Source organism: Psychrobium sp. MM17-31, assembly GCF_022347785.1.
Lineage (GTDB): Bacteria > Pseudomonadota > Gammaproteobacteria > Enterobacterales > Psychrobiaceae > Psychrobium.
The window spans coordinates 408,297-433,368 of the sequence record NZ_JAKRGA010000002.1 but is presented as its reverse complement, the minus strand read 5'-3'; the positions used below and the strand labels follow the sequence as shown (position 1 = coordinate 433,368).

The window sequence follows — 25,072 nt, the reverse complement described above, 5'->3', positions numbered from 1 at the left end:
TGTCCCTCATTATTTATTTGCATTAGCTAGCCGTATTATTAGATTCTCATTTTCCGGTAACGATATCTTGAGGCGTTTTGCTTGAGTTAAAATATAACCATTAATAAATTCGATTTCTGTTGTTCGGCAGTATTTTACATCTTGCGCCATCGAAGAATAATTATTAGCAGTAGCGTTTGCTACATCCAAAACTGCTTGTTTTAGAGAGGCTTTGTCATGATGCCAATTGGGTTCTAACTGGCTAATTACCTGCTGAATTTCGTGAATGAGCTTATCGATTTGGCTATCGAATTTGGGAGATAGTAACTCGCCATTTTTGCACTGGTGAATCGCTGTGAGAGGATTGATTACGCAATTAATGGCGAGTTTGAGTAATAATGGCAGCTGAATATTATGATGAATTTCGACGGTAGGTAGCGCCGACTTAAGTAGTTGTTGCCAATGCTCTAGTTGTCTATCAGTTAGCCCTTGATAGTTACCTATTATTGTATTACCGAGTCCTGTATGACTAAGACTATTTTCATCGATGAGTGCACCATGAGTAGTAGTGGCTAGCATGACCTGTTGATGCGCTGTTAATGGCAATGCTTCCACCGCGCCCATGCCATTGTGCAACAAGATAATAGGCACGTTTATATCTGCTAAAAAAGGCGCAAGCGCGCCATGTACTTGGTAGGCCTTGGTGGTAACTAATACCAAATCACAATCTTGTGGCAGTTGATGGCTGAAAGTGAACTCGTTGACTGATTCTATTCCGTTATAGCTGCTAATGCGCTGCTTCGAAGCCGGCAGTTGCTGGCGACGACTTATGAATGTAATTTGATGTCCTGCCGCTGTGAGATGGTGACCCCATAGCAGTCCGATGGCACCGTGACCTATGATGCAAATGTGTTGACTAACTGGCTTAGGCATTACTTTTGCCAAACAGGTTTCGAACACTTGGCATGAGAGTGAGTGCGTAGAAAAGAACAACCCCTAGAGCATCTGCCAATACATCATCGAGCCCGCTTGAGCGGTAAGGGATGTAATACTGCACACACTCAACGGCTACGCCATAGCCTACCAAAATTATGATTTGCCACAGACGAGAGAAATTGAAACAGCGATACATCAATACGCTCAAGCAGAAGAAAACAATGACATGGCCGTATTTATCAGAATGGGGCACACCCGGCGGTAGGCTTTGCTTACTAAAAAATAGATATGAAAAGATGGCAAGGGATAAGACGAGCACCGACAGCGAAAAGGTGCGATTGTGCCAAAGTGAGCTGATAAAAGACGCCAAGGTGATTTCCAAATTGCTAATAAAACGAATCTTGCTCTAACTTTACCACAAGGCTATTGATAACAAACAAATAACTTTTACATTTCGCAGCATTTATTACCTGTTTATTCAGCTTAAACCTGATACTATCCCGACATTATTAGTTAAGAATTGTTGGAGCTGTTTATGCCATCATTTGATGTTGTATCAGAGATTGAAATCACTGAAGTAAGAAATGCGGTTGATAATTCAAATCGCGAACTAGCAACCCGCTTTGATTTTCGCGGTAAAGACGCGACTTTCGAGTTAAACGGAGAAGTTGCGGTATTAAAAGCGGAAGATGAATTTCAAATCAATCAAATGCTTGATATCTTTCGCGCCAATCTAGTACGTCGCAATGTGGATACTAAGGCGATGGAAGTTGATGAAAAACCAACGCATTCAGGTAAAACTTTCTCGAGTAACGTTAAATTCAAGCAAGGTATCGAAGCCTTGGTTGCTAAAAAATTAGTGAAAGAAATTAAGGCCTCTAAAATTAAAGTTCAGGTGGCTATTCAGGGAGAAAAGCTACGTGTCACTGGTAAAAAACGCGATGATTTACAAGCGGTTATGGCGTTGATTCGTCAAAGTGATGCTGAGCAACCATTCCAGTTTGAGAACTTTAGAGACTAACTTTTTACCACAATCATAAAGGCTGTTAATGACCGCACTGTCCATGAAAGAGGCGATTTTTAATCGCCGCATGTTAATTTGTATCTTTACCGGCTTTAGCTCGGGTCTGCCTTTATTTGTACTGTATCAGCTAGTGCCGGGCTGGCTCAGGGACGAAGGGGTGAGTTTAGCGGAAATTGGTCTTTTTTCGTTGATTGGCATTCCTTATGTGTGGAAATTTGTGTGGTCACCTGCACTTGATCGCTTTAGCTTTCCGTTTTTAGGGCGGCGCCGTGGTTGGATGCTAATTACTCAAATCGCGCTACTGATATCCATTGGGGTATTTGGCTTTATTAACCCCACCCTCAATATTTGGTCAGTCGCTTATTTAGCAGCTGCCGTTGCCTTTTTTAGCGCTAGCCAAGATATTGTCATTGATGCGTATCGGCGTGAGCTTTTATCAGATCAAGAGCTTGGATTAGGTAATTCGTTGAGTGTTCAGGCTTATCGAATTTCGGGACTTGTGCCGGGCTCGCTTGCTTTTATTCTCGCTGATCACATGCCGTGGAGCACGGTATTTTTAGTTGTCGCTGCATTTATGGCAATAGGTATTATTGTCACCTTGTGTATCAAAGAAGCGCATATTGCTGCCAATACGCCAAAGTCTTTGCAAGAAGCGGTGGTATTGCCTTTTAAAGACTTCATTGGTCGCGAAGGTATTAAAAGCGCGTTGTTTATTTTATCGTTTTTATTTTTGTATAAACTCGGCGATAGCATGGCAACGGCGTTGCAAACCCCCTTTTTTATCGATCTCGGTTTTACTAAAACTCAAATTGGCGTCGTTGCCAAGACGGCGAGTTTAGTGGCGATGACCGTTGGGTTGATCGTTGGCGGTTTGGTGATGCTCAAGCTTAGCATTAGTAGGGCGTTGTGGTTGTTTGGTTTTGTGCAAATTATCAGTATTTTGGGCTTTGCAGCGCTGGCAGAAATTGGTAATAACGTCTATGCACTAGCCTTTGCGATGGGCTTTGAATATTTAGGTGTTGGTCTTGGCACTGCCGCATTCGTTGCTTTTATGGCGAAACAAACCAACCCAACATTTGCCGCTACGCAATTTGCCTTGTTTAGCGCGTTAACCGCGTTGCCAAGAACTTTTGCTAATGCGACAACGGGACTGATTGTTGAGCAGATTGGCTGGACAGGATTTTACTTTTTGTGCGTAGGACTCGCAGTGCCGGGTATGTTAATGCTGTTTAAAGTAGCACCTTGGCACGATAAAGAAGTAGAAGGCAGTAAAGAAGCTAATCAAACGTAAAGTTATGAATAAGCGTAAAAAAACGGGATTATCAATGATAATCCCGTTTTTTGTTATGGTCTGACGCCAACACATCCCGCTGGTGTGGGTAAATCAGGTTGCTGTAAATATTTACAACATTTGTCGATAGCCAATCGCAGGTGCTTGTTATTGGCTAAGTCGCACTCTGTTTCAAACTGTATCGTGTAAAACAAATGCCAGAAGACGCGTTCGAAATCGCTTAAACCATCGCTATCTTCTTTATCCAATCGATTCCACTCTTCTAAAATATCCCAAAGTATAATGTGTACTTCTGAGAATGGGATGGCTTGTTTCATCAATTGATTGACAACGTATACCAGCTGTTGTGCTTTTTGTTTAATAAACAGTTCAGGTGTCAAAATATAGATACTCAATGATGGATCTCCCTAGCTGCTTGATCGATAAACCGTCCTATTGGATTGTCGATTTACGGATTAATAATAGTTGCGCTCTTTAAATAAATTTTAGTCAATGGAACATCGTCCCAACCTTTTTTAGAGTCAGTACCCACGTGAACTTGGGCCATCTGCTCTAATACTTCAATTCCATTTATTACTTCTCCAAACACAGTATAGCCCCATCTGCGAGAGTTGGGATTTAAATTGCGATTTCCTTCGGGATTTACGTTGAAGTAAAACTGGCGTGAAGCTGAATGAGGTTCGGTTTCTCGAGCCATGGCAATAGTGCCAAAGTCATTGGTCAGTCCGTTACCTGATTCGTTAACTATCAGGTAGTTATCTGGTTTTGATGTCATGTCAGGAGCCACGCCACCACCCTGAACAACGAAGTTTTTTATGATGCGATGGAAGATAGTATTATCGTATTCTTTATTTTTTACCAGCCATAAAAAATTATTAGCAGTAACGGGCGCACGGTCGCGATTTAGCTCAACGACTATATCCCCCATGCTAGTAACTAGCTTGACTTGAGGGAAACCGTTTTCAGGCAGAATATCTGCGCCGCGGTATTGCTGACGTAGGTCTAAGGTTTGATTCTTTTTATCAGCGGCGTGCAGGCTAGTACTTAGTGTTACTGTAGCTATCAAGGCGACGAATAGATGACGAAATATCATGGCTCTTCCTTAAATGTTTAGGTAGCTTTTAACTTGGGCGTCTTGCGCGATGTCATTATAAAGCTGTTGTAATAGTCCGCTAAACTCACTTTCCAGCACTGCAATATCTGCTTTTAATGGGCCTTTATTCGTTCCTTGGCGTTTAAAAGATTTAGTGAGGGTTTTGGTACCGTTATTAATGCTGACATTAAATACGATTAGACTTTGCGCTTCATAACTTACCAACCCTTGATCGAGTTTCATCGCCATTTTGTCGATGGTGATATTTAGTGTTTGCGCGCTCATTGGGCTAAGACCAACGGCAAGTTGCTGACGAAAATGACTAGCTAAGCCTTGCTTTACTAACTGTGTTGTTGCGATTGGCGCTGACATATAGCTGTGCTTACCATCGTTAGTGGTGCGTAAAATAGCTTGCCGACTACGAGGATCATTAACGTTAATAGCGATGTTTTTAAGCACCGGTGTATTAGTTGTAATAGCTGGCGATGTATTAACGATAAAGTGGCTTGGTGCTGCACTACAGCCAACAATGCTGGCTGCCAACAGGCTAATAAAGGCGAGTTTTTTCATTATAACCCTTTTGGTTGTATTTCTATGCTTTAGTGGCTTCTAAAATCACGAACTTGCTATTTGATGCGATTGTGGTGCAGTTGTCAAAAATTCGCTGTAACTTAATGTGATAGCCAAGATGACGATTGCCAACGATGCGTAATTTACCGCCGTGTTTCAGAGTGCGATAGGCGTCGTTAAACATCTGCCAAGCAATGTGATCTGTGACGGTTTTTAGCTGATGAAACGGTGGATTACAGATAATCAAATCAGCTTGGTCATAATCGTAGTCGCTTAAACAGTCGTGCCAATCAAACTCAAAGCGCTCAGTGCTTCCAAAAGCATTATCACAGTTGAGTTTAGCACTGGCGATCGCCATGAACGATTCATCGGTAAAGCGAATCGTTGCCTGTGGATTTTTGTCCGCCAACATCAATCCTAATACGCCGTTGCCACAACCTAAATCAATGGCATAGCCATCATCTAAGTTTGACGGTAGGTTTTCGAGCATTAAGCGCGCGCCAATATCTAACTTGCTGTTGGCAAAAACACCGGCGTGATTTGCAATAGTGTAGTCGGTGTTTTCAAGCGGCCACTCAATTAACTGTTGATCATCATTTGTAAGCTTTTGAGCTGTTGGTGTGGAGAAAATTAATCGAGACTTCTTCTTAGCAAGCGAAGTTGTTGTGGTGCCGATATATTTTTCAAAAAGTTTTAAACCGGATGTATGAACATCTTTCGCCTTGGCAAAACCAATGACCTGAGTATTAGGGCCCATTACCTGATTAATTTGTTGTAATTGCTGTGCTAGCAGTGCATTGCTCTTTGGAAGTTTTAACAGCACAACGTCAGGCGTTACGCTAGGCGTTGTAAGGCTATCTAAATACTCAATTGATGGGTATAGGAAATTGTCTGAGAGATTTTGTTCAACAGCACATTGTGCGACACGCGAGTCTGTTTGCCAATAAAGTTCATGTTCGCTAAGTGCGCAAGCAAGGGTGCCGAATGTGTCATTGATTATTAGAATCTTGCTCGGCTGCAATTGCTGCTCAACTAAATAGTTTATAACGTACTCATCGCTTGAGTCCCACGCTTGGAGATTTTTATCATTTGAAGGAGGGAAACGGTTGAGGCGAAGCTCTTTTGAGTTGATGGTCAGTATTGTGTTCATCGCTTGGGTACTTTATGTAAATTTGCCATATTGTCGCAAAAAAGCGCTCTTGCTTCAGTATTTATTTAGAAATGCGCTTTTTCTAATTCTTTAATGACAAAAAATGTGAACTTAATGGAGGTTTATTCCTAATCAGGCATTAACTGTTTCTTTACAAAGGTCGAATTTTATTAAAATTATTGATAGGGTATAGCTCAATGAATAGGTTTTAAATCATCGCTACAATTCTTTGACAAGGAAAGTGTTAAATTGCGTGAAATCGCTGCTTAACGTCGAACTTCCATGACAATTTGTATATTGAAAGATGGGTAAGGGTTAGAAATATGACAACAACGAGTCACTCTTTTGTTCACGTCCGAAAGACGTTGGTAGCGATTGCAGTCGGAATGAGTTGTGCGGGAGTCGCTGTTGCTAAAGAGCAGCCAAAAACGATTTCTTTAATAAAAAAGCCAATTTCTTTGGTGAAGAATAAAAAGAAGCCTGTTGAGAAAAAACAGGCTAATGATGCTAAAGAGTCGATGCTCTATAGTGATATTGCTCGAACACTTAATCAATTACCGGGGATTTTCGCGGTAAATCGGCTACCAAATGATGTCAGTCCTATTATTTCCCATCACAGCCACCTATTGACTCACAATGTGTCATTGGAGAGCGACAATATAAGTTGGTCACCACTGCCTTATTTTTTTCCGAACTTGACAACTATTACGCCATTATTTTTGGAAAATGCTCGTGTTGAGGGTGCCATTACTGGTGTGACATTTCCTTCATCACATGCCGCTGGCCTAGTGAGTGAACGACCTGCGATAGAAGATAGCGCTAATCTTGCGTTAACTATCGGCTCATTTGCTCAGCGTGGAATAGTGATTGACCATGGCAGTCAGCGTGATAATTTCGGTCATCGATTGTATGTGAATAAACGCCAACAAGACTCACATCGCAAGTTTAGTGATGGTGAGCAAGGTCGCTTCGACTCGAATGAAGTGATGATTAAAATGCACGAAATTAGTGCGGCTAACAATGGTAAAAATAAGCAAACTACGCAATTAATGCTGCACTATCAAGACTATCACAATGATGAGTCTTTGATTGGAATTAGCGATACAGATTTTAATGCAAAGCCGACCCACAGATACAGCGCAACTCGCGGTGATTATGTTAGTGGCGACGACTTACTATTTGGTGTACGCCATCAAACAACCTTATTTGCTGGCGAGCAGGTGACGACTGATGTCCACTATCGCCGCGGTGCTATCAACAATAGGCAAACAGATAGTGTATCAGGCAATCATTTTTTATTAACCGCGCCTTTATTAGCAATCTATGAAGGTAATCCGATTGGTAACCAAAGCATTAATAAAGAGTTAGTTGATTCAACATATACATCGTCTGGAATACGTATGGATATTGAACAGCAGATGGGGCGCCATCAGTTCAATATGGGATGGGTGTATCAAAAAGAAGAATTAGAGCAAACAACGCTAACTGAAGATTATCAACTAGACAGTAATCTAGCGCTAACGCTGCAAGAAAGTGATAATAGCGCTGAAAATTTAGAGTTTGAAGCGAGAATTAACGCTTTTTATCTTACTGATAAGTGGCGCAATGGTGATTGGCAGGTCGACGCCGGTGTTCGTTGGGTTAAGTTTGACGACCGCCGTCAAAATAATGATATTCAACGTTACAGTCGACAAGATGACAATCACACGCTATTTAACTTGCAGTTGAGCTATCAATTTACGCCAAATCTGTTTGGCTTTGTTGGCGCAAGGCAGGGAGTGAGTGGTGATATTTCAGTGTACTCGCCGAAATTGGCAAAGCTCAACAATCAGGCCGCTATTGGGGTTGTGTATAAAGATGATACGTCTTTCGTTTCTTTAACTGGCTATGCGCGTGAATTTGATAACGCGTTGACGCGCTGTGGTGAAACAGATGCCTGCTTAGCCTTGGATAATGATTCTACCGATATCGAAGTTAATGCGATTGAGCTAACTGGTGGATATCAATTTGATTTTGATAGCTTTAGCTTGCCAATATCCTTTAATTATACTCAGCGAGATGCTTCTTATACGCTAGATGCTCAACAATTAAATTTGGGGCTACAACGTGGTGATGAGCTGATTCATCTACCTAAGCAACAGTTTAATGCCAAGCTAGGGATGCAGTTTGATAATCTTTATGTAGGTAGCAGAATTCAATATCGCAGTGAGTTAAGAAAAACCTCTGGTCAGGAGCCGTTAACTTCCGTTAATAGTCACGAAGCGGTAACCTTAGTCGATCTGACTGCGAGCTATCAGTTTGATAATAAACATCGCTTATCTCTTACCGTTGAAAATGCAACAGACAAGGAATATGTAGAACATTCACTATTCGGTAGCAATATGATGGCACGAACTCGCCACACTAGCCTGACCTATCAATATAAATTTTAGACTTCCCTTATTCGTTTATTCGTTTAAAACGCGTTCACTTGAGCGCGTTTTTTGGTTTTAATCTTAAAAGATTTTCGACTATCAGCAGAATCAAAGATTACGCTATCAGCTACTGCTCTGTTTTTGGACTGGTTATAACAAAAATAACTAAAGTCTAGGGCGAAAACATTCATTTACATATTCAGAATATTTGCTATTGATGCTAGAATTGCGCCCCAGTTAGGGTAGTATCTTTTAATGCTGCACGTTTTTTGTGCGAATTTAAAAAATATTGTCCTAAAAATTTGAGCGCTATTGTATTGATATGTGGTTTAAATCTTGTCAGTTAGGAAGGATTTAAAACGCAGTCTTTACATTTTAAAATAGCAAGCAACTGTCGAGCCTAACGGCTAATTCTTTCCGTTAACCAGTGCAAGTGAATATGATTACAATAAAAAAAGGTCTGGACCTGCCTATCGCAGGATTACCCCAGCAAGTAATCCATGATGGTCCGTCCATCAAACAAGTTGCGACATTGGGTGAAGAGTTTTTTGGCATGCGTCCTACGATGAAAGTTCGTGTTGGCGATACTGTCAAAAAAGGTCAGGTAATTTTCGAAGATAAGAAAAATCCTGGCGTAGTTTATACTGCTTCAGCTAGTGGTGTCGTATCACAAATCAACCGCGGTGCTAAACGAGCATTTTTGTCTCTAGTTATCGATGTTCAAGGTGAAGAGCAAGAAACTTTCCAAAGTTTCCCAGCAACTGAGCTAGCGCAATTAGAGCGCAGCGTTGTTGTTGACAACCTTGTAAAATCGGGACAATGGCCATCGCTACGTACGCGTCCTTTCTCAAAGGTGCCTGCGATTGATTCTGAACCTTCAGCGATTTTCGTTTCAGCAATGGATACTAATCCATTAGCAGCGGATCCTGCGGTAATTATCAACGAGAACTCTCAAGATTTTATCAATGGTTTAACCGTGTTATCACGTTTAACTAGCGGTAAAGTATTCGTTGGTAAAAAAGCTGGCGTTGAAGTTCCAAACAGCAATGTAAGCAGTGTTGAACAACACGAATTTGCGGGTGTTCACCCTGCAGGTCTTGTTGGTACTCACATTCACTTCTTGCACCCAGTAAGTGCTGAGCGCACAGTATGGACGCTTGGTTACCAAGACGTTATCGCCTTTGGTAAGTTATTCACGACTGGTGAAATTCACACTGACCGCGTAGTTTCTCTTGCAGGTCCTGGTGTTAAGAACCCACGTTTAGTACGCACTCGCATGGGCGCTAGCACAACTGATTTAACCGCTGGTGAATTAGTTGACGGCGACTTACGTGTTGTTTCTGGTTCTATCCTACAAGGCGCTACTGCTGAAGGTGCTGTTGCATTCTTAGGTCGTTACGCCAACCAAGTTAGCGTATTAGCGGAAGGCCGTGAAAAAGAATTCATGGGCTGGATGAAAGCTGGTAAAAACGTAGTGTCTATCACGCGTTCTTACATCTCTCATTTATCGCCTAAGCGTTTACTTAACCTAACTACTACTACTAACGGTAGTGATCGTGCCATGGTGCCAATCGGTAGCTACGAGCGCGTTATGCCATTAGATATTTTACCAACGATGTTACTGCGTGACCTTTGCGCTGGTGATAACGATGGTGCTCAAGCATTAGGTTGTTTAGAGCTAGACGAAGAAGATTTAGCACTATGTACCTTCGTATGTCCAGGTAAGTACGACCACGGTCAGATCTTACGTGAGCGACTAACGACTATTGAGAAGGAAGGTTAAGCAGATGGGCTTAAAAAATTATCTCGAGAGTATCGAGCCGCACTTTGAAAAAGGCGGTAAACACGAGAAGTGGTACGCGCTTTACGAAGCTGCTGCGACTATCTTCTATACCCCAGGTTTTGTAAACAAGGGTAAAACTCACGTACGTGACGGTGTTGAATTAAAACGTATCATGATCATGGTGTGGATGGCGACATTCCCAGCAATGTTCTGGGGTATGTACAACATCGGTTTACAAGCGAACGACGCTGTTATTGCTGGTATGGCAATGGGCGACGCGTGGCAACAACAGTTATTTACTGCTCTAGGCGGTGAGTTAGGTGCCAATGCCGGCGTTGGAACCTTAATGTTCTACGGCGCTTGTTTCTTCCTGCCTATTTATGCCACTGCCTTTATCGTTGGTGGTTTCTGGGAAGTGTTATTTGCCATGGTACGCGGCCATGAAATCAACGAAGGTTTCTTCGTAACTTCGATTTTATTCGCGCTTATCCTGCCGGCAACTATTCCATTATGGCAAGTAGCTATCGGTATTTCATTTGGCGTTGTAGTTGCTAAAGAAGTATTCGGTGGTACTGGTAAGAACTTCCTAAACCCAGCATTAGCGGGTCGTGCTTTCCTATTCTTCGCATACGCACCTGATATCTCTGGTGACACTGTGTGGACTGCAATCGACGGTTTCTCTGGCGCAACTGCACTAAGCGTTGTTGCTAACGAAGGCATGACTGCACTACAAGGTACTATGACTTGGATGGATGCTTTCCTAGGTAAGATGCAAGGTTCAGTAGGTGAAGTTTCTACACTAGCTATCTTAATCGGTGGTGCATTTATTGTTTACCAACGTATTGCTTCATGGCGCATTATCTTAGGTGTGTTCTTCGGTATGGTTGCAACTAGTTTGTTATTCAATGCTATCGGCAGCGAAACAAACGGCATGTTTGCAATGGACTGGAAATGGCACCTAGTAACAGGTGGTTTTGCCTTCGGTATGATCTTCATGGCAACTGATCCTGTTTCTGCATCATTCACTAATACTGGTCGTTGGGCGTTTGGCGCACTTATCGGTATTATGGTTGTGCTTATCCGTGTAGTTAACCCTGCATTCCCAGAAGGTATGATGTTAGCTATCTTATTTGCAAACTTATTTGCACCTTTATTCGACTACTTCGTAGTTCAGTCGAATATCAAGCGGAGGGCTGCTCGTCATGGGTAATAAAGACTCATTTGGCAGAACGCTAATTTTCGTATTAGCCGTTTGTCTGGCTTGTTCGGTAATCGTTGCTGGTGCAGCGGTTGGTTTAAAACCGTTACAAACCAAAAATAAATTGCTTTACAAGCAAACTAAAATCTTAGAAGCATCTGGTCTACTTGCGCAAGCAGGCAGTGATATTCCTGCAACTTACAACAAGTTCGTAGAAGCTAAATTAATCGATTTAGCCACTGGTGAGTTTGTTGAAGGTGACGCTGAAGCTTACGATCAACGTTTAGCGGCGTTAGATTCAAGCAAGAGTATCAAACCAAACAACGACGTTGCTAAAATCAACCGTCGCGCTAACCAAACTGTGGTTTATCTAGTGAAAGGCGAATCAGGTAACACTGAGACTGTTGTTCTAGAAATGCGCGGTAGTGGTTTATGGTCAATGATGTACGCTTTCGTTGGTTTATCTACTGATTTAAACACTGTTAAGTCTGTAATTTACTACGACCAAGGTGAAACTCCGGGTCTAGGTGGCGAAATTGAAAACCCAGTTTGGAAAGCAAAATGGGTTGGCAAGAAGCTGTTTAATGACAACGGTGAAATCGCTATTAAAGTGGTTAAAGGCGGCGCTAAAGCCGGCGATATCCACGGTGTAGACGGTCTGTCTGGCGCAACGTTGACAGCGAATGGCGTAGAAAACACCTTTACTTTCTGGCTTGGTGAAGAAGGCTTTGGCCCATTCATCAACAAGTACCGTAACGGAGGCTTATAATCATGGCTGATTCTCAAGCAATGAAAAAAGCCCTGTGGGGTCCAGTTCTAGACAATAACCCAATCGGCCTTCAGGTTCTGGGTATTTGTTCGGCACTGGCTGTAACAGGCTCGATGCAAAAAGCATTAATCATGACCATTGCGGTAACCTTGGTTTGTGCTTTCTCAAACTTATTCATCTCGATGATCCGTAACCAGATCCCTAACGCCGTACGTATTATCGTGCAAATGGCTGTTATCGCATCTTTGGTTATCGTGGTAGACCAAGTACTTAAGGCATTCGCTTATGAAATGTCTAAAGAGCTATCGGTATATATCGCACTGATCATTACTAACTGTATCGTTATGGGCCGTGCTGAAGCCTATGCGATGAAAGAGCCACCATTCATGAGCTTCTTAGACGGTATCGGTAACGGTATTGGTTACGGCGCTATGTTAATGGCTGTTGCATTCTTCCGTGAACTATTTAGTAAGGGCACGTTATTTGATATCGAAATTCTACCGCTTGTTCAAAACGGTGGTTGGTATCAAGGTAATGGCCTATTGATTCTACCATTTAGTTCATTCTTCGTAATTGGTTTGATTATCTGGGCAATTCGCCAGTACAAGCCAGAGCAAGTTGAGAAGGACTAGGGGAGTATTATGGAACATTATTTAAGTCTATTCGTTAAAGTCGTTTTCGTAGAAAACATGGCTTTAAGCTTTTTCCTAGGTATGTGTACCTTCCTAGCTGTATCTAAGAAAGTTAGTACAGCGATTGGTCTTGGTGTTGCGGTTATCTTCGTACTAGCGATTGCGGTACCTGTTAACCAAATCATCTACCATGCGATCTTAGCGCCAAACGCGTTAGGTGAAGGTATCGACTTAAGCTTCTTAAGCTACATCACTTACATCGGTGTTATTGCGGCACTGGTACAGATTGTTGAAATGGTACTTGATAAGTACATGCCAGCGCTATACAACGCGTTAGGTGTATTCTTACCACTTATCACGGTTAACTGTGCAATCTTCGGTGGTGTTGCCTTTATGGTTCAACGTAACTACAACCTTGCTGAATCTGTAGTATTCGGTGTTGGTAGTGGTGTTGGTTGGACATTGGCAATTGTCTTATTAGCAGCGGTTCGCGAAAAGCTGAAATACTCAGACATTCCTGATGGCCTGAAAGGTTTAGGTATTACCTTTATCACTTCTGGTCTGATGGCACTGGGCTTCCAGTCGTTCGGCGGTATCTCGTTATAATTAGTTGATTGGGCTGCCTAGCGGCTCAATAACCAAGTTCAAAGGAAAAGTTTATGCAAGAAATTATTCTTGGCGTAACAATGTTCACTGCGATTGTATTGGTTTTGGTTTTAATCATTTTAATGGCTAAATCTAAACTAGTTTCATCGGGTGACGTTACCATAGCAATCAACGGCGATCCTGAAAAAGGCGTCGTTACTAAGCCTGGCGATAAGCTACTTGGCGCACTAGCTGCAAAAGGAATCTTCATTCCTTCAGCCTGTGGCGGTGGTGGTACTTGTGGTCAATGTAAAGTACACGTTCATTCTGGCGGTGGTGAATTACTACCAACAGAAGAAAGCCATATTACTAAGAAGCAAGCCCGTGAAGGTGAGCGTCTAGCCTGTCAAGTTGCTGTTAAGCAAGACATGGAAATTGAAGTTGAAGACGAGATCTTCGGTGTTCAGCAGTGGCAATGTGAAGTTATCTCTAACGATAACAAAGCGACGTTCATCAAAGAACTTAAGCTTGGCATCCCTGACGGTGAGTCTGTACCTTTCCGTGCCGGCGGTTACATTCAAATTGAAGCGCCTGCTCACCACATTAAATACAGCGATTTCGATATTCCAGAAGAATATCGCGGTGACTGGGAGCGTTTCGGCTTCTTCGACATCGAGTCTAAAGTTGATACAGATACATTGCGTGCATACTCAATGGCGAACTATCCTGAAGAGGAAGGCATTATCATGCTTAACGTTCGTATCGCGACGCCGCCGCCAAACAACCTGTCACTACCTGCAGGTAAAATGTCTTCATTCATTTGGAGCTTGAAAGCAGGTGATAAGGTAACTATCTCTGGCCCATTTGGTGAGTTCTTCGCTAAAGAAACTGATAATGAGATGGTATTTATCGGTGGTGGTGCTGGTATGGCGCCAATGCGTTCACATATCTTCGATCAGCTTAAGCGTCTTAAGTCTAAGCGTAAGATGTCTTTCTGGTACGGTGCACGTTCATTGCGTGAAATGTTCTATGAAGATGATTACAACGGTCTTGCGGCTGAAAATGACAACTTTGAGTGGCATGTTGCACTGTCTGATCCACAACCAGAAGATAACTGGGACGGTTTAACAGGCTTCATCCATAACGTGCTTTACGAGAACTACTTGAAAGATCACGAAGCGCCAGAAGATTGTGAATACTACATGTGTGGTCCACCGATGATGAATGCTGCTGTAATCGGCATGCTAAAAGATCTAGGTGTTGAAGATGAAAACATCCTACTTGATGACTTCGGTGGTTAATCCCTGATGGCTATTAAGTATGTTAAATGGCTGGCGCTTTGTGCGCTGGCCATTTTTTTATCTGGTTGTTTTGATACAACGCCAACGCAAACAAAAATCAAGCTTAGTGGTCGCACTATGGGCGTGGACTATCATATCACCTATATCGACGTAGCTAAAAATAGCGAAGAAATCGCAAAAGCACGTCAGAGTGCTATTGATAAGCTGCTTAAAACCGTTAATGAGCAGATGTCTACGTATGACAAGACTTCTGAGCTATCGCGCTTTAATCAATCACGCTCACTAGAGCCATTTGAAGTGTCGCCTGATACAGCGAAAGTAGTTAGTGAGTCGATTCGTTTGGCACAGCTGTCAGAAGGAAAGCTCGATGTAACTGTCGGCCCTCTGGTTAATTTGTGGGGCTTTGGTCCTAATATGCGGGTTGAGAAACTGCCAAGTAGCGATGAGCTAGAAACAGCGATGAACCAAGTTGGCATCGGTAAACTTACCGTCGATGGTAACTACTTGATTAAGGCAATTCCTGAGCTTTACGTCGATTTATCAACAACGGCAAAGGGCTTTGGCGTTGACGTTGTTGCCAATTACTTAGACGGTGAAGGCGTAGCCAACTACCTTGTTGAAATCGGTGGTGAAGCGCGTATTAAAGGCCGTGCTAACGAACAACGTGATTGGGTCATTGCTATCGAAAAGCCGGTATCGTCACATCGTGCAATTCAAGAGTATATCTCGCCGCGCAATAATGGATTGGCAACGGCTGGTGATTATCGTCAGTACTTTGAAGAAAACGGTCGCCGTTTCTCTCATATTATTGACCCTGATACCGGAATGCCTATCGACCACAAGTTAGTATCGGTCAGTGTGATTCATCCGTCGTGTATGACGGCAGATGGATTGTCGACGGCAATTATGTTGATGGGACCTGAGAAGGGCTTAGAGTTTGCGCGAGCTCAAAACTTGGCCGCTTATTTAGTGACTAAGACAGACAGTGGTTTTGATACCGTGTATACTGACGCCTTTGAGCAATACCTCGTAAAACCCGTAAACTAGGAACTGACATGGCAATATTTTTATATACCTTTGCAGCATTTTTAATTGTGATAGTAGCGATGGCTATTGGCTACATCGTGCAAAAGAAAGCGATTTCAGGGAGTTGTGGTGGCCTAGGTGCCATTGGTGTCGAGAAGGCCTGTGATTGTGATAACCCTTGTGACAAACGCAAGAAGCGTATGGAACAAGAGCAAATTAAAATCAGTCTTATTGAATAATTGCTCAGACATCAGATAATAAAAAACCGCCGATTAAGGCGGTTTTTTTATGACTGCTTTCTAGTCGATTAACTGTGGTAATCTTTGGCAGCAATCAGTGTATTTTCAATTAGGTTGGCTACCGTCATTGGACCAACACCACCGGGTACTGGTGTTATAAAGGCCGCGTTATTTTTTGCGGTATCAAACTCTACATCACCAACTAAACGGCCGTCATCTAGGCGATTAATCCCAACATCAATAACGATAGCACCTGGCTTGATCCATTCGCCAGGAATGAAGCCCGCTTTACCTACGGCAACGATCAATAAATCTGCGCCACGTACCTTTTGCTCTAAATCTTTAGTAAATCTATGACAGGTTGTTGTAGTACAGCCGGCAAGTAGCAACTCTAGTGTCATTGGGCGGCCAACGATATTTGATGCGCCAACAATCGTTGCGTCTAATCCGTGCGTCTTAACTCCAGTAGACTCAATTAGCGTCATAATACCTTTAGGTGTACAAGGACGCAGGGCTGGATTACGCTGTGCTAGGCGGCCAATGTTATATGGATGGAAGCCATCAACATCTTTATGCGGAGTAATACGCTCTAGTACTAACTCTGAATCGATATGTGCGGGTAGTGGCAGCTGCACTAAAATACCATCGATTTCTTTATCTTGGTTAAGCTCATCAATAAGCGTTAATAGCTCTTCTTGCTGTGTGGTATCAGGTAAATCAAATGAACGTGATTTGAATCCTACCTGATCACAGGCTTTACGCTTATTTGATACATAAACTTGAGAAGCAGGATCAAGTCCAACTAAGATTACCGCTAAGCCAGGGATCCTTTGGCCTTCTTCTTTCATGCGTGCAACTTCAATCGCTACATCATTTCTAACTTTTTGTGAAACAGCTTTACCATCAATTATTCGCGCGCTCATGGTGAGTTTTTAGCTCCAAGAATTCAAAGACGCGCTATTATGCCACAGCCTAAAAAGTGTGACCATGATCAATAAAGAGTATTTGCGCTAAAAGTGGAGTGGGTTGGGTTTTTAGTCGATTATTGCGTGGTAATTGAGCGAACGATTTTTTTTTATTAAAAACGTTTGACCAAGGCTCATAACAACTGTACTATCTCGCTCCGTTGTTAAGGAGAAATCTTTTACAATCAGTGTCGGTGATTAGCGCAGCCTGGTAGCGCATCTGGTTTGGGACCAGAGGGTCAGAGGTTCGAATCCTCTATCACCGACCAAAATTTCAAAATAAGCTGCGTTAAACTACTGTGTAACGGTCTTATTTTTAGATACGCAGTTGTGCTTGTCTAAAAAGAGTGACTATTTTGAAATTTAACATTTTTATAAAATGTTAAGAGCGCCCGTAGCTCATCTGGATAGAGCAACGGCCTTCTAAGCCGTGGGTAGCAGGTTCGAGTCCTGCCGGGCGTGCCATTTTATAAAAGGTCTTTAGTGGTGACTATAGCTCAGTTGGTAGAGCCCCGGATTGTGATTCCGGTTGTCGTGGGTTCGAGCCCCATTAGTCACCCCACTTTATTTACTCAGACTTCCTTATGCCACTGGCATAACGGTTCTTCGTAAATTCCTACTTCGGTAGATATCTGATGTCGGTGATTAGCGCAGCCTGGTAGCGCATCTGGTTTGGGACCAGAGGGTCAGAGGTTCGAATCCTCTATCACCGACCACTTCCACGTACTGTCTACGATCCAATAAACTATATTGCACCTGCTTCGCAGGCGACTATCGCTTTATAAATCTTTTTGTTAAATTAAGCGCTTCTGATTTTTAGTTGTCAGCCACTAGTTGGCTTATATGACGATCGGGCTCTCTGTTTGAAATTGTGTTAAAACAACTCTACTGAGCCAGCTTCTTGTGGTGCGTTTAACTTGCCTTCTACAATCAACTGCTCGTAATTATAAAGACAGTTTCGGCCGTGTTCTTTCGCGTAATAAAGGGCTTTATCGGCTTGGTCTAAAATACTCGGTGGAAAGTCGTCGACGCAAAATTGTGAGAAGCCCATACTGATGGTGACATTGCCGACAAATGGGAAATTGAATTCAGAGACTAGGTTTCTAAAATGCTCAAGAGTGGCAATTGCTACTTCCATTGGCATGTATTCCAAGACTATTACAAATTCCTCGCCGCCAAACCTGAATAGTAAACTGTTGTTAATAAAGTAATCCTTCATTAACTGAGACAGGTGAAGCAGGATCTCGTCACCGCAAACATGACCATAGTTGTCATTGACTGACTTGAAGTGATCAATATCAATCATTACCAACCAGCAATTGGACAATAAACTTGATGTTGAAGTTTCATCACGTGGCTTTAGCAGTCGATTAAGCTTGTTTTCGAAGGTCTTGCGGTTAAGTAGCCCTGTCAGTTTATCTCGTTCATTTTCAGTGAGAATGACTTGATAATTTTGATAAATTCGCACAAACCCATTAATCAAATCACTGTGCTGCATTACATCATTTTGACTAGTAATTTTTAGAATTGAATTTAGCTCGTCATTGATAACAATAGGGAAGTAAAACTCATAGTCATCAGAAATCTTATGGCTTAATGGTTGGTGATGAGCAATAACGGTTTCAAGTTCGCTGTTAATGTCGACATTGGTGAGTTGGTTGTCCCATTTATAACGTTTTTTACCGCCTTCAAGTTGAACTGTTAAACGCAATTCAGATGAGAGATAAGAAACTTCACCTTTGTAAGGGACGTTCAATAAATTTATTTCATTGATGTCAATTAATTCTGCGAGAGTCGCCGCCAGTGAGTACTCCAGTGAGTCTGTATCTTTCTGGCGGGTGATTTCGATGATTGATTCGAAAATTTCATTATTCATAATTTATCATCCTTGATCCGTTCGTTACTAATCAGTTAGATACCGAGTTCATCTAACAAATCGTCATTTCCGGCGGCTTCTTCAGTTGCTACAGGAGCAGGTGTTGGCGCCGAAGTCTGGTGTTGCTCTAAAAGTTCATCTGGGTCAACCGTTTCCACGCTTTCAAATTCTTTGAGTTGAATGAATTGGGTGTCATCGATCGAAAGCTCTAAATAGAACACATTGCCTTGCGCTGTTTTAAACGAAACGCGGCGCGATACCGGTTCGTCTAAGTTAGCTTCAATTGAGATCACTAATTGTTTATTTACCGTCAACATTTTAGGCTGACTTTGAGTAATAGACGTCTGTAAATCTTGGCTAATGGTTGAGATGAATTTACCTAAAATCTGATTCATGAGCTCGCCCATCACATTGGCTACTTCATCGGCGGTGTGACTTGTTGCAAGTTCACTTTCTGGCATGCCCATATTGAGCAAGTAGCCGCGATAAATTTCCAACGCTGCTTCGGCGGTAAAGTTAATAATAACTAAACCTGAAAAACCACCGTCAAAGATAACGAAACAGCCAATATCTGGCTTTAAGCTGGTCTTTTTGATTTTTTGAACCATGGCAGCATGATGAATTTGACTGTGCGACGCTTTAGTGAGAACGCCTGATACGGAATTACATAACTTTAAGAGGATATCGTCGGTGCTGACATTGTTACTTTTTTTATCGACCATGATTTTGGGGTCCAAGACACTTTAAAAATTTGTTAAAAAATTATTATGCACTAACTGATGAGATAAACAAAGGACTTACTATTTTATGCTGATATAGCGCGGTTTGATAAAAATTTATGATCGGGCTTGAAGTCTCGAAAAGAGTCCCAATATTTTTGTCTGATTACGCAAAAAAACATTGCCAATTATTAGGGCTCGACTAACTCGATAACCATCGTTATAATGTCGCGTCCGAAAACCATAGTCTTGCTGGTTTTTTGTTGAAATTAAGAACAAATAACGGCATTTATAGATAACTTAACGCGTTGTTTTAACGTCGTTAATGTAAAAGAGCCCACAGGGCCATTTGAAATTTTTGAGGTATGCAATGCAAGTTTCTCTTGAAACGACTCAAGGCCTAGAGCGCCGCCTAACAATTACAGTTGAAGCCGCTACTGTTGATTCTGAAGTTAAAAAACGTCTTCAACAATTATCTAAAACTCAGCGCATCGACGGTTTCCGTCCAGGTAAAGTACCTGTAACTGTTATTCAAAAGCGTTACGGCGCAGCTGTTCGCCAAGAAGTTGCTGGTGAGTTAATGCAACGTCATTACTTCGAAGCAGTTGTAGCTGAGAAAGTAAACCCTGCAGGTATGCCTCAACTAGCAGTTGTTAAGAACGACGCAGGTAGCGACCTAGAATTCACTGCAACTTTTGAAGTTTACCCAGAAATTGAAGTAGCTAACCTAGATAAAATCAAAGTTGAGAAGCCAGTTGTTGAAGTAACTGACAAAGATCTAGACGAAATGCTAGTAACGCTTCAGAAGCAACACGCTACTTACAAAGAAGTTAAGCGTAAGTCTAAGAAATCTGACCGCGTAACTATCGACTTCACTGGCTCTATCGACGGTGAAGAGTTCGAAGGCGGCAAAGCTGAAGACTTCGTTCTAAACTTATCTGAAGAGCGCATGATCCCAGGTTTCGAAAAGCAAATCGTTACTCACAAAGCGGGTGAAGAGTTCGACATCACTGTAACTTTCCCAGAAGATTACCACGCAGAAAACCTAAAAGGTAAAGAAGCGGTATTCGCAATCAACCTGAAGAAAGTTGAAGACCAAGTTCTACCTGAATTAACTGACGAGTTCGCAGAGAAATTCGGTGTTACTGAAGGCGGCATCGAAACACTTAAAGCTGATGTTCGTAAGAACATGGAGCGCGAGCTTAACCAAAACGTTAAAAACAACGTTAAGCAGCAAGTTATCGACGGTTTAATCGACGTTAACGAAATCGAAATCCCAGCTTCTCTAGCTCAAGGTGAAATCCAAGTATTACGCGAGCAAGCTATGCAACGTTTCGGTGGTCAAATCGATCCTAAGAATGCTCCACAGCTACCTGACGAGTTATTCGAAGAGCAAGCTAAACGTCGCGTTAAAGTTGGCCTATTACTAGGTGAAGTAATCAAGGTAAACAAACTTGAAGCTGACGAAAACCGCGTTAAAGAAATGATCGAAACTATGGCTTCTGCTTACGAAGATCCAAGTGAAGTTATCGAGCATTACGCTAAAGATGAAAAACTTAGCCAAAACATGAAAGACCTTGCACTAGAAGATCAAGCAATTGACTTCATCTTAGAGCAAGCTAAAGTGAAAGAAGTTAAGAAAAAATTCAACGACATGATTCAGCAACAAGCTTAATCACTGCGTTTGATTAAAAAACTCGCGTTTTATACGCGAGTTTTTTTATGCCTGAAATTTAACTTAACTACAAATCCAATTTAGGCGCTATTTTTGCAGGCTAAATGCAAGATAGTCATTGTCTTTACTACAGCGAATGGTTATCTTATAGCGTAACTAACCGTAGCTCACGGTTGATAAGCATTTCAGTTATTTTCTATCGTACTTGCACTATATAATCATTAGTACACCGATTTTTAAGGGATATAAACCATGCAACACAATTCATCTTTATCACCAATGGACGCTTTAGTACCTATGGTTGTAGAGCAAACTCCGAAAGGGGAGCGTTCTTTTGATATTTATTCAAGACTGTTGAAAGAGCGCGTTATCTTTTTAGTCGGTCCTGTTGAAGACAATATGGCAAACCTAATCGTTGCTCAGTTATTGTTCCTTGAAGCAGAAAACCCAGATAAAGAAATTTTCTTATACATCAACTCACCAGGTGGTAGTGTGACCGCAGGGATGTCGATCTATGACACAATGCAATTTATTAAACCTAAAGTAAGTACTGTGTGTATTGGTCAAGCGGCAAGTATGGGCGCGTTTTTATTGGCGGGCGGCGAAAAAGGCATGCGTCATTGTTTACCTAACTCTCGTGTGATGATTCACCAACCGCTTGGTGGCTTCCAAGGTCAAGCCTCTGATATTCAAATTCACGCACAAGAAATTTTGGGCATTAAAAACAAATTAAACACGCTATTAGCTGAGCATACTGGTCAGCCATTAGAAGTACTTGAGAAAGATACTGACCGCGATAACTTTATGAGCAGTCAAGAAGCCCTTGATTATGGCTTAATCGACTCCATATTAACTAAACGATAAGCAAAAAATAGCAAATAGCTCAATGGTGGGTTTTGTTTGCTATTTTGAGCAGTGTTAAACTTGATGTAATCAAGTGTGAAAGATCCAGTGAGGATGATAGATGACAGACATCATTAGTGGCGATGACGACAGCAAAGCATTATTGTATTGCTCTTTTTGCGGCAAGAGCCAGCATGAAGTAAGAAAGTTGATCGCCGGTCCTTCAGTGTATATTTGTGATGAGTGTGTAGATTTATGCACTGATATCATCACTGAAGAAATTAAAGAAAAAATGGATGCGGAAGAGCCGGATAAATTACCGACGCCGCATGAAATTCGTGAAAACCTAGACGATTACGTTATTGGTCAGCAGCACGCGAAGAAAGTATTGTCTGTAGCGGTATACAACCACTACAAACGCTTACAGTTTGCTGGCAAGACAGATGGCGTTGAATTAGGTAAGAGTAACATTCTGCTTATAGGCCCGACTGGTAGTGGTAAAACATTATTAGCTGAGACGATGGCTCGTATGCTTGATGTGCCATTTACTATGGCGGATGCAACGACGTTGACTGAAGCTGGTTACGTTGGTGAAGATGTTGAAAACATCATTCAAAAGCTGCTGCAAAAATGTGATTACGATGTCGAGAAAGCCGAGCGCGGTATTGTTTATGTTGACGAAATCGATAAGATTTCTCGCAAATCAGATAACCCGTCGATCACGCGTGATGTATCGGGTGAAGGTGTGCAACAAGCACTACTTAAACTGATTGAAGGAACGGTAGCAGCGGTTCCACCACAAGGCGGTCGTAAGCATCCACAGCAAGAGTTTTTACAGGTTGATACCTCTAAGATCTTATTTATCTGTGGCGGTGCTTTTGCTGGTTTAGATAAAGTAATCGAAGCCCGCTCACACGTTGGTTCGAGCATTGGTTTTGGCGCTGAAGTGAAGAGTGCTGAAAGCGATAGTTTATCGGCTACTTTTGCTAAAGTTGAGCCTGAAGATTTGGTGAAATACGGTTTGATCCCTGAATTCATTGGTCGTCTACCTGTAGTAGCGACGCTGAATGAATTAGATGAAGAAGCGTTAATTCAAATCCTATCTGAGCCTAAGAACGCGTTAACTAAGCAATATGCTGCACTGTTAGCGTTAGAAAACGTTGAGCTTGAGTTTAGAGAAGATGCCCTAAAAGCGATTGCTGCGAAAGCGATGAGCCGTAAAACAGGTGCTCGTGGTTTACGTTCTATTGTTGAAGATGTATTACTCGATACTATGTATGATTTACCGTCGGTTGAAGGGGTAACCAAAGTGGTTATTGATGATACCGTTATCAAGGGTGAATCAGATCCTATCTTGATCTACGAAACCCAGTCGCAAGCCGCGTCAGAGTAAAAATCAACACTTGTTTAAAAAAGGAGCTTCGGCTCCTTTTTTGTTATGAGATATACCCTTTACGCTCAGCGCAATTGTTTCAAATCATGTATTATCCCTTGCTATTTGCCTGCTTCTTTTGCAAGCTAGGGCGTAAAAAAAGAGAACCGTATGATTTTTGAAGGATTTTGGACACTACTTCCGCCGGTAGTGGCTATTTTAATTGCTGTGTGGAAACGCAATGCAATCTTGGCGTTAACAGTAGGCATCGTCCTCACGTGGATGCTCAATGCCCAACTTGATGTTGTTCAAGGCGCTAAAGACACGTTGGGAAATTTGTGGGATGTAGTGTCTAGTGATGGCAATCGCCGTATCATTATATTCAGTTTACTCATTGGCGCATTACTGGCGTTGATGAAGCAAAGTGGCGGCGTAAATGCTTTTGTCGATGGGTTAGCGCAAAAGCGATTAGTCACTAATCAGCGACAAGCCAGTTTACTGCCATCCGTCATCGGTACCTCTATTTTTACCGATACCAATCTAAGTATGTTTACTGCGGGTATCGCCAGTCAGAGTCTGTTTGATAAATACGGCATGAGCCGCGCACGTTTGGCGTTTATTCTCGATTCGACTTGTTCGCCAATCAGTATTTTATTGTTAGTAAATGGTTGGGGCGCTTATATTCTTGGTTTACTCGATGGCTATCAACTGTCTGACACTGTTGGTGTCCTCATTGACACCATCTTCTTTAACTTTTACCCAATTATTATTTTGATTATGGTTTATTACACTGCTATTTCGACTCGCGTCTTCGGCCCGATGAAAAATAGCGTGCCTAATCCTTATAGTAGTGAAGACAATGGGGAAGTTACCGACGCTAGCGATCCAATGCTTAAGATAAAAGCGACCAAAGCATGTTACTTAGTTATTCCACTGGTTGGCATCTGTGTTATTACGTTAGGTTTGTTGCTTTATAGCGGTAATGGCGATATTCGCAAGGGCTCTGGCTCTTGGTCTGTAATGTGGGCAGTGATTAGCTGTTACGTTATTTTAATGGCGATGTTACTCAAAGATAAGGTGTTTGATGTTAAGCGTGCACTAACGATTAGTGCGTCAGGTATGAAAGACTTGTTGCCTGTGGTAGTTATACTTGTGTTGTCATTTGCTTTTGGTGATGCGGTGAAGGCGTTTGGCACAGGCACCTTTGTTAGTGAATTACTCGGCAGTGAATTTCCACTAATGTATATAGCGCCGCTATTATTCATTACCGCTGGTATTATGGCGTTTGCAACAGGAACATCATGGGGCACCTTTGCGGTGCTTATTCCAATTGCTATGCCTTTGGCTGCTAGTACAGGACTTGAACCAGCGTTCCTTGTTGCCGCGGTATTAGGTGGTGGTATTTTTGGCGATCACTCATCGCCGATATCAGATTCAACCATCGTTGCTTCCATGGCCAGTGGATGTGATCATATTGAGCACGTTAAAACGCAGTTACCTTATAACTTAGTAGCAGGCGCCTTAACGTTAATTGGCTATGTTATTTACGTGGCTTGGATAATGTAATCTGCAGAAAGAACATAGTTTTGAAGAAGTCAGCACTAGCGTGCTGGCTTTTTTTTCGTCTTCGCC

General features: G+C 42.2%; 24 protein-coding genes and 4 tRNA genes. 19 read left to right on the top strand and 9 right to left on the bottom strand.

The features are described 5' to 3' along the window. Positions 1 to 9: 9 nt before the first annotated feature. A complete protein-coding gene (locus MHM98_RS06500) occupies positions 10 to 912 on the bottom strand; it encodes a 2-dehydropantoate 2-reductase (RefSeq protein ID WP_239438450.1) in 903 nt (300 codons plus the stop codon). Next, on the bottom strand, positions 905 to 1,285 hold the full coding sequence (locus tag MHM98_RS06495) for a VanZ family protein (RefSeq protein ID WP_239438449.1): 381 nt from the start codon (positions 1,283 to 1,285) through the stop codon (positions 905 to 907). The genes MHM98_RS06500 and MHM98_RS06495 overlap by 8 nt, the downstream gene beginning before the upstream one ends. A 165-nt stretch (positions 1,286 to 1,450) precedes the next feature. On the opposite strand from MHM98_RS06495, the gene MHM98_RS06490 reads away from it, so the two are divergent. Both MHM98_RS06490 and MHM98_RS06485 read left to right on the top strand, forming a co-directional pair. Beyond that, entirely contained in the window at positions 1,451 to 1,936 is a 486-nt protein-coding gene (locus MHM98_RS06490) for a YajQ family cyclic di-GMP-binding protein (protein WP_239438448.1), read from the top strand. Between the two features lie 28 nt (positions 1,937 to 1,964). Beyond that, positions 1,965 to 3,230 carry an AmpG family muropeptide MFS transporter gene (locus MHM98_RS06485; protein WP_239438447.1) on the top strand — a complete coding sequence of 422 codons (1,266 nt, stop codon included), beginning with the start codon at positions 1,965 to 1,967 and terminating at the stop codon, positions 3,228 to 3,230. A gap of 53 nt (positions 3,231 to 3,283) precedes the next feature. Here the strand turns inward: MHM98_RS06485 and MHM98_RS06480 are convergent, their stop codons facing one another. From MHM98_RS06480 to MHM98_RS06465, 4 genes are read right to left on the bottom strand one after another with little or no spacing between them, the layout of a single operon-like run. Beyond that, entirely contained in the window at positions 3,284 to 3,625 is a 342-nt protein-coding gene (locus MHM98_RS06480; protein ID WP_239438446.1) for a hypothetical protein, read from the bottom strand. Positions 3,626 to 3,678: 53 nt separating this feature from the next. Then, on the bottom strand, positions 3,679 to 4,320 hold the full coding sequence (locus MHM98_RS06475; RefSeq protein ID WP_239438905.1) for a peptidylprolyl isomerase: 642 nt from the start codon (positions 4,318 to 4,320) through the stop codon (positions 3,679 to 3,681). A gap of 12 nt (positions 4,321 to 4,332) precedes the next feature. Beyond that, a complete protein-coding gene (locus MHM98_RS06470; RefSeq protein WP_239438445.1) occupies positions 4,333 to 4,893 on the bottom strand; it encodes a YajG family lipoprotein in 561 nt (186 codons plus the stop codon). A 22-nt stretch (positions 4,894 to 4,915) separates the two neighbouring features. Then, entirely contained in the window at positions 4,916 to 6,043 is a 1,128-nt protein-coding gene (locus tag MHM98_RS06465) for a methyltransferase (RefSeq protein ID WP_239438444.1), read from the bottom strand. 323 nt (positions 6,044 to 6,366) lie between these two features. On the opposite strand from MHM98_RS06465, the gene MHM98_RS06460 reads away from it, so the two are divergent. From MHM98_RS06460 to nqrM, 9 genes are all read left to right on the top strand, one after another. Further along, on the top strand, positions 6,367 to 8,475 hold the full coding sequence (locus tag MHM98_RS06460) for a TonB-dependent receptor (RefSeq protein WP_239438443.1): 2,109 nt from the start codon (positions 6,367 to 6,369) through the stop codon (positions 8,473 to 8,475). A 421-nt stretch (positions 8,476 to 8,896) separates the two neighbouring features. Next, positions 8,897 to 10,240: a Na(+)-translocating NADH-quinone reductase subunit A gene (locus MHM98_RS06455; RefSeq protein ID WP_239438442.1), complete on the top strand. Its 1,344-nt coding sequence runs from the start codon at positions 8,897 to 8,899 to the stop codon at positions 10,238 to 10,240. Positions 10,241 to 10,244: 4 nt separating this feature from the next. Continuing rightward, positions 10,245 to 11,450 carry an NADH:ubiquinone reductase (Na(+)-transporting) subunit B gene (locus MHM98_RS06450; RefSeq protein ID WP_239438441.1) on the top strand — a complete coding sequence of 402 codons (1,206 nt, stop codon included), beginning with the start codon at positions 10,245 to 10,247 and terminating at the stop codon, positions 11,448 to 11,450. Beyond that, on the top strand, positions 11,443 to 12,207 hold the full coding sequence (locus MHM98_RS06445; protein WP_239438440.1) for a Na(+)-translocating NADH-quinone reductase subunit C: 765 nt from the start codon (positions 11,443 to 11,445) through the stop codon (positions 12,205 to 12,207). The genes MHM98_RS06450 and MHM98_RS06445 overlap by 8 nt, the downstream gene beginning before the upstream one ends. 2 nt (positions 12,208 to 12,209) lie before the next feature. Further along, positions 12,210 to 12,839, top strand: a complete 630-nt coding sequence (locus MHM98_RS06440) for an NADH:ubiquinone reductase (Na(+)-transporting) subunit D (RefSeq protein ID WP_239438439.1) — start codon at positions 12,210 to 12,212, stop codon at positions 12,837 to 12,839. Positions 12,840 to 12,848: 9 nt separating this feature from the next. Then, positions 12,849 to 13,445, top strand: coding sequence for an NADH:ubiquinone reductase (Na(+)-transporting) subunit E (gene nqrE, locus MHM98_RS06435; RefSeq protein WP_239438438.1), 597 nt, complete (start codon positions 12,849 to 12,851; stop codon positions 13,443 to 13,445). Positions 13,446 to 13,498: 53 nt separating this feature from the next. After that, a complete protein-coding gene (gene nqrF, locus MHM98_RS06430) occupies positions 13,499 to 14,725 on the top strand; it encodes an NADH:ubiquinone reductase (Na(+)-transporting) subunit F (RefSeq protein ID WP_239438437.1) in 1,227 nt (408 codons plus the stop codon). Positions 14,726 to 14,731: 6 nt separating this feature from the next. Then, positions 14,732 to 15,772, top strand: coding sequence for an FAD:protein FMN transferase (locus MHM98_RS06425; RefSeq protein WP_239438436.1), 1,041 nt, complete (start codon positions 14,732 to 14,734; stop codon positions 15,770 to 15,772). 8 nt (positions 15,773 to 15,780) lie between these two features. After that, positions 15,781 to 15,990 carry a (Na+)-NQR maturation NqrM gene (nqrM, locus tag MHM98_RS06420; protein WP_239438435.1) on the top strand — a complete coding sequence of 70 codons (210 nt, stop codon included), beginning with the start codon at positions 15,781 to 15,783 and terminating at the stop codon, positions 15,988 to 15,990. Positions 15,991 to 16,058: 68 nt separating this feature from the next. Here the strand turns inward: nqrM and folD are convergent, their stop codons facing one another. After that, positions 16,059 to 16,913: a bifunctional methylenetetrahydrofolate dehydrogenase/methenyltetrahydrofolate cyclohydrolase FolD gene (gene folD / locus MHM98_RS06415; protein WP_239438434.1), complete on the bottom strand. Its 855-nt coding sequence runs from the start codon at positions 16,911 to 16,913 to the stop codon at positions 16,059 to 16,061. A 234-nt stretch (positions 16,914 to 17,147) separates the two neighbouring features. Here folD and MHM98_RS06410 point away from each other — a divergent pair. The 4 genes from MHM98_RS06410 (at position 17,148) to MHM98_RS06395 (ending at position 17,671) form a co-directional block, all read left to right on the top strand. After that, positions 17,148 to 17,224 (top strand) — tRNA-Pro (locus MHM98_RS06410). A 119-nt stretch (positions 17,225 to 17,343) separates the two neighbouring features. Then, positions 17,344 to 17,420: transfer RNA gene (locus MHM98_RS06405), tRNA-Arg, on the top strand. A 21-nt stretch (positions 17,421 to 17,441) separates the two neighbouring features. Further along, positions 17,442 to 17,517: transfer RNA gene (locus MHM98_RS06400), tRNA-His, on the top strand. Between the two features lie 77 nt (positions 17,518 to 17,594). Continuing rightward, positions 17,595 to 17,671, top strand: a tRNA-Pro gene (locus tag MHM98_RS06395). Positions 17,672 to 17,829: 158 nt separating this feature from the next. On the opposite strand, the gene MHM98_RS06390 is transcribed toward MHM98_RS06395, so the two are convergent. Further along, on the bottom strand, positions 17,830 to 18,831 hold the full coding sequence (locus tag MHM98_RS06390; RefSeq protein WP_239438433.1) for a GGDEF domain-containing protein: 1,002 nt from the start codon (positions 18,829 to 18,831) through the stop codon (positions 17,830 to 17,832). 35 nt (positions 18,832 to 18,866) lie between these two features. Continuing rightward, a complete protein-coding gene (locus tag MHM98_RS06385; protein WP_239438432.1) occupies positions 18,867 to 19,553 on the bottom strand; it encodes a DUF3334 family protein in 687 nt (228 codons plus the stop codon). Positions 19,554 to 19,920: 367 nt separating this feature from the next. Between MHM98_RS06385 and tig the strand changes: the two genes are divergently transcribed. The 4 genes from tig (at position 19,921) to MHM98_RS06365 (ending at position 25,006) form a co-directional block, all read left to right on the top strand. Further along, positions 19,921 to 21,225, top strand: a complete 1,305-nt coding sequence (gene tig / locus MHM98_RS06380; protein ID WP_239438431.1) for a trigger factor — start codon at positions 19,921 to 19,923, stop codon at positions 21,223 to 21,225. Positions 21,226 to 21,504: 279 nt separating this feature from the next. Continuing rightward, complete coding sequence (gene clpP, locus MHM98_RS06375) at positions 21,505 to 22,089, top strand: ATP-dependent Clp endopeptidase proteolytic subunit ClpP (protein WP_239438904.1); 585 nt, start codon at positions 21,505 to 21,507, stop codon at positions 22,087 to 22,089. A gap of 100 nt (positions 22,090 to 22,189) precedes the next feature. Next, a complete protein-coding gene (gene clpX / locus MHM98_RS06370; protein ID WP_239438430.1) occupies positions 22,190 to 23,461 on the top strand; it encodes an ATP-dependent protease ATP-binding subunit ClpX in 1,272 nt (423 codons plus the stop codon). 150 nt (positions 23,462 to 23,611) lie between these two features. After that, entirely contained in the window at positions 23,612 to 25,006 is a 1,395-nt protein-coding gene (locus MHM98_RS06365) for a Na+/H+ antiporter NhaC family protein (RefSeq protein ID WP_239438429.1), read from the top strand. Positions 25,007 to 25,072: the final 66 nt, after the last annotated feature.